Consider the following 12,844-nt stretch of genomic DNA (forward strand, 5'->3'; position numbering starts at 1 on the left):
TTTGACAGAAACGTATACCTAGTAAACGTTACTGTCAAATTTATAAGTTTGGGGAGGTAAAAATGAAAGATAATAATAAACATTTAAAAAGTAAATATGGCAAAACCACAAAAGCAAGTATTTTATTAACAATGAGTGTAGTAATGGGTATTATGCCAATATTTTTAATAATGAAAACTATCAGCTTATACTCGGTTAATGAACTTACTATTAACCATATATTGTTATATGGTTCTTTAGTTATAGTATGCCAATTATGTAAAGCAATGTTTTATGGATTCTCAATAAAAAAGGCACATCAATTAGCGTATAATTCTTTGATTGCTATTCGTACAGACATTATTAATCATTTAAAGAAACTGCCAATCTCTTTCTTTCGTAAGAGGAAAACAGGAGATTTAACTAAAATTATAAATCATGATGTTGAACAGGTGGAGGTATATTTAGCACATGGCTACCCCGAAATCATGGTGGCTACTTTAATACCACTGGTTATATTTCTAAGTCTTATTTACATAGACTGGAGAATTGCCTTGTCGCTGGTTTCTACTATTCCAATTATGTTATTTCTATTAGCTGCATTTAATAAACTATGGAGTAATCAGTTTGCACAGTACCACCAAACAACAAAAGAAATGTCAGAAGATTTGCTTGAGTATATCGCTACTATGCCTGTAATTAAAGCCTTTGGTGATAACGAAACCAGAACAAATAAAGTGCTAAAAACCATGAATAAATATATTAAATGGGTTAAAAAGGTAGCATCGGGTATGGCTGTTCCAATGAGTTTTATAGGTATGTTTGTTACTGGAGGGTTAGTTATGGTAGCAATAGCGGGATCATTGCTACTTGAAAACGGATTAATTAGTACAAATGAGTTTGTTATTTCAATAATTTTAAGTGGAATATTTGTTAGTTCATTTGCAAAGCTATCTTCGTTTCAACATCAAAATATTGTATACAATAATACTCTAAACAGTATAAATAGTATTTTAGGTGAAGATATTCCAGAGTGTAAACAAACAAGTGATGTAGTAAACTCAAATCAAATAGTTATTAATAAAGTTACTTTTAGTTATGATGATAAAAGAGATGCCATTAAAGACTTAAACGTATCGTTTAAGCCCAATACAGTTAATGCGATAGTTGGCTTATCTGGCTCAGGAAAAACTACCATAGCGAACCTCGTAATGGGTTTTTACAAGACTAATAAAGGTGAAATAAGTATAGGAAATAAAAATATAGCAAATATGAGCGAAGTAGAATTAAATGAGTTGGTATCAATTGTGCAACAAGAAGTATTTTTATTTAATTTAAGTATTGAAAATAACATTAAAATAGGTAAAAAAGATGCAACTAGGCAAGAAATTATTGAAGCAGCTAAGAAAGCTCAAATACACGATACAATTATGAGTTTTAAAAATGGATATGACACTATTGTAGGTGAGAGTGGAGCAAAACTATCTGGCGGTGAAAAACAAAGAATATCAATAGCTCGAATAATTCTTAAGAATTCTCCAATTATTATTTTAGATGAAGCTACTTCAGCTATTGATCCTCATAATGAACACTTAATTCAGCAGTCAATTGAGGCATTGGTAGGTGACAAAACCATAATAATGATTGCTCATCATTTAAATACAATTGTAAAAGCTGACCAAATAATTGTTATGCATGAGGGTGAAGCAATTGCAACTGGAACACATCAAGAGTTATTAAAGAGTTGTAGTTTATATTCTGAATTAATAAACCAAGAAGAGCAAGCCCATATGTGGCAGATTAGGGAGTGTGTTTAAATGAATATAATAAAAGAAATGAATTTAAAAGAAAAAGCACTTCTTTGTGTAGCTATTATATGTACTGTTGTTAGTGCATTACTAAGTGTTTCTATGGTCTTCATCATCTTAAATATGATAACTTTCATAACTAAAGATAGTGGTATTTTCAGTAATATTACATCTTATTATTATAGCTTAGTAGTTATTTTAGGCTTACAGGCAGTATTTAATTGTAGTGAAGATATATTTGAACATTCTGTAGGATTTGAAATAACAAATCGAGTAAGGCAAAAAATAACCCTAAGATTAAAAAAGTTTTCATTAGGTTTTTATAGCAAGGAAAGGCTTGGTGAAATCAGCACTATAATACACAAAGATGTAGAGAATATTGAAAGAGTTGTGGGTCATTTATGGCCTAGCATGATTTCTGATTTTTTGGTAGCAGTTATTATAGGAGTTGGTCTTTTTATAGTTAATGTAAAGCTGGGATTAGCTATGGTTTCATTAGTTCCTTTTGCAATACTAGCTTTAGTGTTAGGTGAAAAAAAGAATTCTAAATTGCAAAAAAAGTCTCAAAACGATTTAGCTAGTATGGTAAGTTTGTTTGTAGAGTATTTAAAGGGTATTCCTTTGTTAAAAGCATTTAAGAACAATACCACTTTTGAAACCTCTTTAAAAGATAGTTGTGTTACGTTTGGTAAAAGTAGTAAGAAAACAGCTAATTCTGTTTCTTCTTGTATTACTATATTCTCAGTGCTAATGGAATTGAGTTATGCTGTGTTGGCAATAGTTGGTATGCTGATGTTGTATATGAAAGCAGTCTCTCTTGATCAGTTTTTAATATTCATTATTTTCTCTAGAGAGTTTTATAAGCCATTTTTTAATTTAGATAAACACTGGATGAATTATATTGTTGCTAAAGATAGCTATAGTAGAATTGAAAGAATTCTTAATGCCCAAGTTATTCCTTTTCCAGCAACAGCTATTGAGCCTCAAAAGTATGATGTTCAGTTTGAAAATGCCAGTTTTTATTATGAAAAAGATGAGTTCGAAATGAAATCTATAAACTTTAAGGTACCTCAAGGTTCGTTAGTTGCCTTAGTAGGACCATCTGGATCTGGTAAAACCACTGTAACTAATTTATTACTTCGTTTTTATGACCTTAGAGACGGAAGCATTAAAGTTGGTGGGGTGGATATAAAAAATATAGACTATAATCATCTTTTACAAAACACCAGTATAGTTATGCAAAATGTAATATTATTCTCAGATAGCATTTATGAAAACATTAAAATTGGAAATAAAAATGCCACTAAAAAGCAGGTAATTTTAGCAGCTAAAAAAGCTATGATTCATGACTTTATAGTGACTCTGCCCAAGGCTTATGACACTATGGTTGGTGAAAATGGAGCAGGTTTATCTGGTGGCCAAAAACAAAGAATTTCTATAGCCAGAGCTTTATTGAAAGATTCTCCTTTAGTTATTTTAGATGAAGCTACTAGTAATGTTGATCCTATTAATGAACGTATGATTCAAAAAGCAATTTCTAATTTAGCTGTAGGCAGAACTATAATTGTAATAGCTCACCACCTAAAAACCATAAAAAATGCAGATAACATTTTGGTATTTAATAATGGTGTTATAGTTGAAAGTGGTGACTATAATAGCCTAATGATAAAAAATGGGTTATTCAGAACTCTGTGGGATAGCCAGCAGTCTGCTAGTGACTGGGTAATTAATAGTTAATAAAAAAACACGCTCATATATAAAGTTTTATGAGCGTGTTTTTATTTTTTTATTTAAACTTTGTTGTTCCCTTAGAATTACTAATTACGACAATATACTGATAATAATTTAAGGTATTACCTCCCAAAGGTTTGGTGATATAGGTAGTATTACTATTATAGGGGGTGTTTTCTCCATTTAGTTTAAAAATTGTGTAATCTGTTGTAACGTACTTAGATAAAAGATCATAATCACTAATATTATGTGCAGTCTTTTTTTGCTCGTAATTTTTTCTGTATAAAGAGCTCTTACTGTTATTATAAGCATAGTTTAAAGAAAGAACTCTGCCTTTAATAGGTGAGCTTTCTTGTTTAAGTTGCATTGCAAACCGACTAATATCTTTTAAATAGGTATCACAGTCATGTTGATAAATGTGTTCTGCACCCCATTGTCCAAAATACTTACCTTTAGGATAATGCTCATATATTTGCTCAAAGTTAGTATAAATACTTTTTTCTCTAGTAGAATTAAAGTCTCCATTATAGCTTACTAAAGCATTACGGATATTATTAACTGTGAACTGATAATTAAACAGTAAGTCACCAAAAAACACTTTATACTTATCTTTGTTGTCTATAATATCATTTATAGCACCATCTATAACAGCTAATTGACCTTTTTTATCTTTTTCATTTATTAGTTTGATTTCTTCAAAACTATTTTTAATGTTAGGGGGAAGTTTATGTTTAAGAGAGCTAGTTTCAATAATTCTCTCTAAATAAGCAATAGCTGTATTCTTTTGGTGTTCGATATCGATGCCTACTGCAATTATTTTTTGATTTTGCGATAGTCCTTTGTTATATTCATATAACTGTTGCCAAAACATATATCCCTCTTTATTATAAGCCGCGGTTTTTTCTAAGTCTTCATATACAAAATTTAGTATTTTAATGTCGCCAGTTTGAATATATTCATTTAATAATTGAGCAGAAGCATAGCCAGATTCACAAAGTAAATACCGTACCCCAGTATTTTTATGTAAGTACTTTAACAAGGCAAGCCTAATTTCAAAATTATTAGCAATGGCATGCATTTCGCCAGCTAAAATGACATCATTATCTTTGGCATCCTCAGTTAATATAGCTAGAGAAGATAAACTATCATCATCAAGATTAATAGCTGTGTGATTATCTTTTAAATAACCCTCATGTAACTCTTGTTCTTTTTGGGAGTGAAACTTGAAACTACAAGCACTTAAAATACTAAAAAATATTAGTAGTATAAGAATTATAGATATTGTTTTGTTAAAAGACTTTTTCATAATATAACTCCTTAAAAATCTAGTGTCTGTATATATATACCCTAAACTGAACAAGTCAAATCAAAAATATGCAGATATTAAAATGATATATTATGATAGAAGACCTATGACGAAAATATAATTACTTTTGCTACTAATTCATAAGTTTTTTGAATATTACTAGTAAAATGGTTTACAAGGCAACAATGCATTAACTATAATTAGTTGATACTAGTAGTAGGAGGAACACCTTGAATAGAATAAAAAAAATGATGTTGTTTATTGGAATTTTAGCTATATGTGTTATAGTGTTTAACTTTAGTAAAGTAACTGCAAAGCATTATTTAAATATAGTTGAGAATCAATATAGTATTTGTGATTATCATAAAGTCCATAAAGTATTTAATAAATATATTGAATATCGTAATGATAACTTAGGTTATCAATTAAGTTATCCTAGTTACATGGAGCTCAATGAGACCTTAAATCCTATTAAAACAATTATTAGCGATAACTATAGTCAAATAGAAATTTACTATGATAACTTTAAAAACACGATCCATTCTCCTACTGCCTATGTGAATTATAGTAATAATTTTATTAACAATAAAGAAGTACATATAAAAGATTATGAAAAAAATATATTTATTAATGGTATGAAAACTCATCTTTTAGCTTGGCATAGAGCTAAACTAGCAAGAGTAAAAAATGACAAAAATTATTATATAAGTGCTGAGATTATAAAAAATATTAATGAAGTATATACAATATTTATAAAGTCATCAAAACCATTCACAAATAATAAATACCTTCAGTTAATTAACACATTTAAAGCCATTGATAAAACAGATGTTAAGCAATTAAATGTAAAATTTAAAAATACTAACAAAAAGTTTAATAAAGAGACAGAACAGTTTTATGAAGAATATTTTTTGAGAAGTAACAGCTTAATTTGGGGAATTTTTGAAAATACGGCTCCAAAAAGCTTTGATTTTTTAAATAGTTTGGAGAAAAAACTAGATTTTAAGTTTGAATTTTTATTAAAATATCAGTGTTTATCAAGTGGTGGATTTCCAATGGCTGAAATGTTGAATGCCTATAATCATAATAGATATGTTGAATTAACTCTGCAAACTAGTCACTTAGATGGACAAGATAATAACTATATAACTTATGAAATTCTGCAAGGAGATTATGATGAATTTTTAAATTCTTATGCAAAACAAGTTAAGGCTTTTAATCATCCGATACTTTTTAGACTGAATAATGAAATGAATGGTGATTGGTGTGTGTATTCTAGCTATTATAGCTCAAAAGATACTGAGTTATACAAAGAAGTATGGAGATACATTTATAATATCTTTAAACAGAATAAAGTAGATAATGCTCTTTGGGTATGGAATCCACATGATTTATCTTTTCCTGGTTTTACTTGGAATCATTATTTAAACTATTATCCTGGAGATGAGTTTGTAGATTTAGTTGGAATAACAGGATACAATACTGGCACTTATTTTGAAGGTGAAGTTTGGAGAGACTTTAAGCAGGTTTACGTAGCACTGTATAAAGAATATCATGAACTGTTTGAACAACCATTTATAATAACAGAGTTTGGATCTAACTCTGTTGGGGGAGACAAAGTGAACTGGATAAATGAGATGTTTAATAACATTAAGCAGTTTAGTAATATTAAAGTTGCTATTTGGTGGAATGGAATTGATTGGGATAGTGACAAAAACCCAGGTAGAATTTATAGATTAGATGAAACAGCAGAGGTAATAAGAACATTTAAAAAAGGATTTGCTCAATATAAATAAGTAACTGAAAAGTAAATGGATAATTTACATAATAAAACTTAAATAATAATATTATAATCACATAAAGTAGTATTATAGTAGACTTAGAAAGCTAAAAGGGGTAGTTTAAATGATAGCCAAGAGTCAAAATAATATAGATACTTTATGTGAAAGTCTTACATATCTAAGTATTTCAGATAGTAGTGAGTATTATTTTGTGTTGGGTCAATTTGTAATGTATATTTTTTATTCATTAGGAAATGTGAACAATTATAAAAGAGAGATAAATTACTTAACTAACCCTGTGGTAAAACAAAGTATATGTAATTTAGCTCAAAGAAACCTGAGGTTTATTAAAAATTATTCTATATTAATAAAGCAAAAAAATAGTTTTGTTGAACTTGTATATGAAGTATTAATACAAAAAAGCCAAAAGTATATTACACCTTTAGTAGATACCTCAAAGTGTGAACAATCATTTTACGAAGGTATCTACGCACCTAATTTTTTAATAGATTGTGCAAAAATATATAATGAGCTATAAAATGAATTTACCTATATAAGGCTTAAAATGATAAATGCTTGACAAAATAGATTTGTAAATGTAAATTGGTAGACGACTGGTCTATTTTTAAGGAGTGTTACTATGAACATTATAAAGCTAAAACAAGCAGAAACAGATTTTTTCGAAAAATATCCAGATGGATTTGAGTCACCTGAAATGAAAGAAATATCTAAAAAACACAAAGTTAAACAAATGGTAAAACTTGCTCATAAAACTCTTAGTCCAGAAGCCCTTGTAAATGTACAAGAGGCAAGTGAAAGTATTATTAAACTTGTAACAAGGTCATCAATGATTTCATTATTTGAAAAACCTAAATTTAGAGATGCTGTTAGAATGATGAACAATGATGAAAAAAGCCTGTTAGCAGAAGGTGTTTTTAACCTATTACATGGAGACGAAGAAACAGGCTTTAATCAGCTTGTAGATTTGTTATTAAAATATAAACTAGCAAAATGGACTTTATTAACTGTGTTTAGATGTTATTATTATCCTAATACTGACCTGCTTTATAAACCAACCACTGTAAAAAATATTATAAAGACTTATGAGTTAGATAATTTAGCATATAAACCAAGACCAACTTACGATTTTTTTGTTTTATATAGAGATACCATTAACGAAATGAAGAATCATGTACATGAATCATTATCGCCAAATAATGCAGCATTTAGCGGCTTTTTAATGATGACAATGTAATAATATAAGTATGTAAGCATAATTAATAAAATAAATAAAAGGATACAATTTGAAAGTTAACGCCTAAAATTTGTATCCTTTTTTGAATGGCTAATGTTTTCTTTCAATTACTGGTATCCATATTTCACTTACATAATCTTCTGCGTAGTGGTTTCCAGCATAATAAACCTCTAACTCAGGAGTAAGAGCATGTTCGTATTTGGTTGCTGGTAACCACTCTGCATAAATTCTTTTCCATACTTCTTGAATGCCCTGGGGCATAGCACCAACACACTTAAAAACCGCCCAAGTACAAGAGGGTATATTTAATACAATCGCATTTTCTAATCCTTCAATATTTTCACCATCAACTGCAATTAAGTAACTAAAAAGCTCGTGTTCAAAATCATAGTCATAACCTACACCATATGATTTTATTTTATTATTAGTTATTAAGTCCATATTACCTGACTGTACTAACTCTTGTAAAAATAAAGGAATAGTATTATAACTTTTATTATTTTTCATTGATACTCGCTTACTTAAACCAACAACTTTAAAGCTATCTTTACGTACTATTTTGTAATCCATTCTTTCTTCTCCTTTTATAGTTAATTGAAAAGAAAGTGGCAAAACTGTTTTTAGCATACCCTGCTTTTTGCGAGCTATAGATGGTGATATGCCATGAAATCTTTTAAACACTTTACTAAAAGCCTCTGGGGTTTCATAACCATACTTATAAGCTAACTCAATAATCTTAATATTAGTAGTTATTAAATCTTTTGCTGCTAAAGATAATCTTCTGTTCCTTATATATTCACCTAAAGGATAGCCAGCTAAAACCGTAAAGGTGCGCAAAAAATGATACTTAGAGCATAGTGCTATTTTGGCTAGTTCATCATAATTAAGCTTTTCGAGTATATTATCTTCTAAATAGTTTAGGGCATTATTTAATGCTTTTAGCCAGTTAATAATACCACCGCCTTTTCAAAATTATTTTATATAATTATTTTAACAAAAACTGGTCTTATTTTGCTACTTTCGGACATGTTTAAAAAAAGTTTGACAGCTTAGTTATACACTTGTATAATAAAACTGGTTATACAAATGTATAATTGCCCGGGAGGATTTAAAATGTTCATAATGAATAAACGTTTATCTGATGCAGAGCTAGATATTATGCTTGCAGTATGGAGCAGTGATCAACCTGTAAGTGCATCAACAATATTAGCAGAGTTAAAAGGTAAAAGAGAATGGGCCTTATCTGCTTTAATGACTGCACTATCACGATTAATTAAAAAAGGTTTTTTAAGGTGTGAAAAACAAGGTAGAAATAACTTGTATTACTTTATTGTTGATGAAGACGAGTACAAACAAGCCGAAGGTAAGTCAATTTTAGAGAGATTATATGGTAATTCATTTAAAAATTTAGCTGTAGCTTTATATAATAGTAAAGCCATTAGTGAAAAAGATATCGCAGAATTAAAAAGTATAATTGAAGATATTAAGGAGTAAAACATGATTAGTGAAGTAGCTTTAAAAATGCTTCAAATATCTTTAGAAGCTAGTATAGTAATTCTTTTAGTATTAGTTTTAACGCCTTTATTAAAAAGAAAATACTCTGCAAAGCTAAGATATTATATATGGTTGGCTTTGGCTATTAGATTAGTAATACCATTTAGTTTCTCTTTACCAAATAGCTTGACCATCTACCCAGTTCCTAAATCAATAGTACAAGCTGAAGTGAGCCAAAATGGTGAAATAGTAACACTTAGTAACAAAGTTATTGTAGAACCTGAAACACCTGCTATAGCTGTAACAGAAAGTGATGATTATGAAGATACAGCAGGTGTCCAATATGTATCGAAACAAAACATGTACAAGATGAAGCAAAATATACTATATTATCTTCCTTTAATATGGATGTTAGGTATAGTGGTACTTGTTACTCATCAGCTAATTGCCTATATAGTATTTTATAGTCTAGTAAATCGATGGAGTAGATGCAATAGCAATTTAGTTATTAGTAATTGTGTTAATAAAGTGATGTTGAATCTTAACATGAACAATAAAATCACAATTTTACATAGTAAGATGGTTTCTAGTCCAATGTTAATTGGTTTTGTAAAACCTAAGTTAGTATTACCTGAACTAAAATATAGTGAGCTTGACTTGCAAAATATCATTAAACACGAATTAATACATTTAAAAAGACATGATATTTGGTTTAAATTGCTATTACAGATAGTAAAAGCAGTTCACTGGTACAACCCACTAATTTATATAATGCAAAATCAAGCATTCAAAACTATAGAACTGTCTTGTGATGAAGAAGTTGTAAAAGGCCTAACCATTGATTGTAAAAAGCAGTATAGTTATACAATATTAAATTCAATAATAGAACAGCAGCAAAATAATAGTGTTTTTCCAAGCTATTTTTATAATAGCAGTATTACTACAAAAGAAAGGATTAAAAATATAATGAATCATAACAAGAAGAAAAAAGGTAGCTTAATTTTTATTATGTTATTGGTATGCGTATGTTTAACTGGAAGTCTTTTGGTATATGGTGCAGATCAAGAAAGTAAACAACAGATTGAATTATCTAAGCAGGATCAAGTTTTTCTTAACTATATCGCTGAGCTAAAAGACAATAGTTTAGCTATTAACTACCATTCTATAGAAGAAGGCAATTGCATGATATATACTATAAAATCTCTCAATAAAAGAGAGATACTGAAAGTGTATCTTGAGCAAGTTGAAAATACTGCAAACGAGCTTGTTTGGACTGTAAAAAAACATAAATATCTTAAACAAGAGTATGAAAGTATGTATCTTACTGAAGCCTGGATAGAGGCTCAAAAATATCATGATAATAAAGCTTTGGGCAATTTACTTTCTGATGAATTAAAAAAGCAATATTTAAGTTCAGAAGGCAAAGTGTCTTGGGATGATTTAGCGGTAGAAAAATATGAAGCAACATTTAATGATTATGGTTGTTTAATCAATTATTTTCTAAAAGACATAGATTCAAGTTATTATGATTACCAAGAGACACTGACTTTTGGCAGAGAGAATAATAAACTTGTTATAGAGTCTATAAATGATGAGAAACAAATTAATAATCCTACTGATAATTCAAAAAGTCATGTTTTTTCATCAGATATTAATGTTATATTCATGCAATCAAAAGACCCTGAAACACTGTTAAAAAAGTATCGCCAAGGATTATTGAATGATGCATATACGACAATGCTTTTGTTAACCAATGATGTAAACTTTGATGCAGAAGAACTTGCACGTAACACAATTAAGGTTAGTAGGGTTGAGGTTATTAATAAAGAAGTAAAAGAAAATAAAGCATGTTATAAACTAGAAATTGATATAGACAATGCAGATAAATCTGTTGATACAGAAACTTATACACGTTGGCTGTATATGAAAAATAGTGACAGTAACGATCAAGCCGATGCAAATTGGCAATTAGCAGGTCTTTTGGATGGTGCACCAAGTCAAAAGTGGTGGAATAAATAATTAATACCCTTTATATTAAAAGCCAAATAGTTGATATTATCAGCTATTTGGCTGTTTTTATTTATATAAAATACAGAACAAAAGCTAAGTTAAACACGTATATTTAATGAAGTAAATATGCTATTATTAAATATATCAAAAAAAATCATATAATAAATTAATAGCTATTTTTTTCTATAAAGTATATATGAAATAGAGGTGTAACATGTCAGCAAAAACTGAAACCACTGCCAATGAACTTCCTGTAATAAAAATTATATTAATCATAAGTGTGGCATTGTTTTTAATACATGTGGTATATCAAGACTCATTGTGGACAAAAGTTGATAACCCTGTGTTCAACAATTTAAGTGAAGACAAACTAAGTCAGCTTAATAATATTATGATAGTTTATAACAACTTTTTGGAAACTATAGGAGATAAAAGTATAATACAGAGTTATGAAATAAAAGATGTAAATGAACATGAAAAACTAATTAAAACAAAGAGCTATAGCAGAAGACAATATTTAGAGGTTAAACTTAAATTACAAAGCATAAAAATTAATAATACCAATCAGCAAATTTGGTGTGTAAAAAAGTATAAATATAGTAATCCTAAAGATAAAAGTTTATTTTTAACTGAACTGTTAGCTGAAACTTTGAAATCACGTGACTATAAATCATATTATCAAATATTATCACAGAAACTTAAACAAGAAAATACTTATTTGTTGAATTTACATAGTGCGCAGGTTGAAGATAAAAATCAGCTTGGTATGTATGAATGGTTTTTAGGTAATTCTTGTTTAGGAGTATCTATAGTAGATTATGAAATAGAGGTTTATGAAAACTCATACATAATTACCTACTGTTTAATTGACTCAATACCAACTAAGTTTTTCAGAAAAGAAAGGGTAACATTTAAAACTGAGAATAACAAATTAGTTATTGCAACTCAATATAGTCCTCATGCTACCTGGCTTCGAAAGAATGAGAAAGATGAACAACAAGAAAAACAAATTTATTTCGATGCTTATATAAACAGAGAATACCCTCTGTATTTAAAAGAAAATGACCGCAGGGCCTATAATAAGCTTTATGATAGAGCAAAAAATGGCTTGATTAATAGAAAACATTATGATTCTGCAAAGCTTGCCATGCAAAGTTATACTAAGGCAATGTTAGCTGGAGATTACCTACAATTAGTAATGGATTCTGTAGGCGAAAGATTTAACTCCGAGGGGCTAAAAGTTTGGTCAGTAATTAAAATAACAGATATTAACATCACAAAAGAAGATATCCGTGAATATAAAGCATTTTATCAGCTAGAAATTAATTTGGATTATGCAGGTCAAACTCAATTAAAAGTAGGTAAAAATACCTTATGGCTTTACTTACTAAAAACCAATAAAGGATGGGTAGTTGAAGGTTTAAAATCTAATCATCCTAATGAACATTGGTGGAATACTTAATATTATTTTATAGGATGT

General features: G+C 28.9%; 10 protein-coding genes. 8 read left to right on the forward strand and 2 right to left on the reverse strand.

Annotation, left to right across the window (positions count from 1 at the left end; genetic code table 11):
* Positions 1-62 precede the first annotated feature (62 nt).
* Positions 63-1,796, forward strand: a complete 1,734-nt coding sequence (locus tag IMX26_RS15825) for an ABC transporter ATP-binding protein (RefSeq protein ID WP_195159325.1) — start codon at positions 63-65, stop codon at positions 1,794-1,796.
* Positions 1,797-3,524: an ABC transporter ATP-binding protein gene (locus IMX26_RS15830; protein WP_195159326.1), complete on the forward strand. Its 1,728-nt coding sequence runs from the start codon at positions 1,797-1,799 to the stop codon at positions 3,522-3,524.
* A gap of 49 nt (positions 3,525-3,573) precedes the next feature.
* On the opposite strand, the gene IMX26_RS15835 is transcribed toward IMX26_RS15830, so the two are convergent.
* Positions 3,574-4,824 (reverse strand): hypothetical protein, encoded by a 1,251-nt coding sequence (locus IMX26_RS15835; RefSeq protein WP_195159327.1) that lies wholly within the window; start codon positions 4,822-4,824, stop codon positions 3,574-3,576.
* 230 nt (positions 4,825-5,054) lie between these two features.
* On the opposite strand from IMX26_RS15835, the gene IMX26_RS15840 reads away from it, so the two are divergent.
* The 3 genes from IMX26_RS15840 (at position 5,055) to IMX26_RS15850 (ending at position 7,860) form a co-directional block, all read left to right on the forward strand.
* Positions 5,055-6,620: a glycosyl hydrolase gene (locus IMX26_RS15840; protein WP_195159328.1), complete on the forward strand. Its 1,566-nt coding sequence runs from the start codon at positions 5,055-5,057 to the stop codon at positions 6,618-6,620.
* A gap of 109 nt (positions 6,621-6,729) precedes the next feature.
* The gene (locus IMX26_RS15845) at positions 6,730-7,143 is read left to right on the forward strand and encodes a hypothetical protein (protein ID WP_195159329.1); all 414 of its coding nucleotides are present in this window, start codon (positions 6,730-6,732) and stop codon (positions 7,141-7,143) included.
* 102 nt (positions 7,144-7,245) lie between these two features.
* The gene (locus tag IMX26_RS15850) at positions 7,246-7,860 is read left to right on the forward strand and encodes a hypothetical protein (protein ID WP_195159330.1); all 615 of its coding nucleotides are present in this window, start codon (positions 7,246-7,248) and stop codon (positions 7,858-7,860) included.
* 90 nt (positions 7,861-7,950) lie between these two features.
* Here IMX26_RS15850 and IMX26_RS15855 read toward each other — a convergent pair whose 3' ends face one another.
* Entirely contained in the window at positions 7,951-8,814 is an 864-nt protein-coding gene (locus IMX26_RS15855; RefSeq protein ID WP_347707914.1) for an effector binding domain-containing protein, read from the reverse strand.
* A gap of 159 nt (positions 8,815-8,973) precedes the next feature.
* Between IMX26_RS15855 and IMX26_RS15860 the strand changes: the two genes are divergently transcribed.
* From IMX26_RS15860 to IMX26_RS15870, 3 genes are all read left to right on the forward strand, one after another.
* Entirely contained in the window at positions 8,974-9,354 is a 381-nt protein-coding gene (locus IMX26_RS15860; RefSeq protein WP_243259197.1) for a BlaI/MecI/CopY family transcriptional regulator, read from the forward strand.
* Between the two features lie 3 nt (positions 9,355-9,357).
* Positions 9,358-11,373 (forward strand): M56 family metallopeptidase, encoded by a 2,016-nt coding sequence (locus IMX26_RS15865; protein WP_195159331.1) that lies wholly within the window; start codon positions 9,358-9,360, stop codon positions 11,371-11,373.
* A 205-nt stretch (positions 11,374-11,578) separates the two neighbouring features.
* Positions 11,579-12,826, forward strand: a complete 1,248-nt coding sequence (locus IMX26_RS15870; protein WP_195159332.1) for a hypothetical protein — start codon at positions 11,579-11,581, stop codon at positions 12,824-12,826.
* The last annotated feature ends 18 nt before the right edge of the window (positions 12,827-12,844 follow it).

Source organism: Clostridium sp. 'deep sea', assembly GCF_014931565.1.
Classification (GTDB): Bacteria; Bacillota; UBA994; order PWPR01; family PWPR01.

Coding starts and splice junctions, on each gene's coding strand:
- IMX26_RS15850 (WP_195159330.1), top strand. CDS start 7,246: ATGAACATTATAAAGCTAAAACAAGCAGAAACAGATTTTTTCGAAAAA.
- IMX26_RS15870 (WP_195159332.1), top strand. CDS start 11,579: ATGTCAGCAAAAACTGAAACCACTGCCAATGAACTTCCTGTAATAAAA.
- IMX26_RS15835 (WP_195159327.1), bottom strand. CDS start 4,824: ATGAAAAAGTCTTTTAACAAAACAATATCTATAATTCTTATACTACTA.
- IMX26_RS15830 (WP_195159326.1), top strand. CDS start 1,797: ATGAATATAATAAAAGAAATGAATTTAAAAGAAAAAGCACTTCTTTGT.
- IMX26_RS15860 (WP_243259197.1), top strand. CDS start 8,974: ATGTTCATAATGAATAAACGTTTATCTGATGCAGAGCTAGATATTATG.
- IMX26_RS15865 (WP_195159331.1), top strand. CDS start 9,358: ATGATTAGTGAAGTAGCTTTAAAAATGCTTCAAATATCTTTAGAAGCT.
- IMX26_RS15825 (WP_195159325.1), top strand. CDS start 63: ATGAAAGATAATAATAAACATTTAAAAAGTAAATATGGCAAAACCACA.
- IMX26_RS15845 (WP_195159329.1), top strand. CDS start 6,730: ATGATAGCCAAGAGTCAAAATAATATAGATACTTTATGTGAAAGTCTT.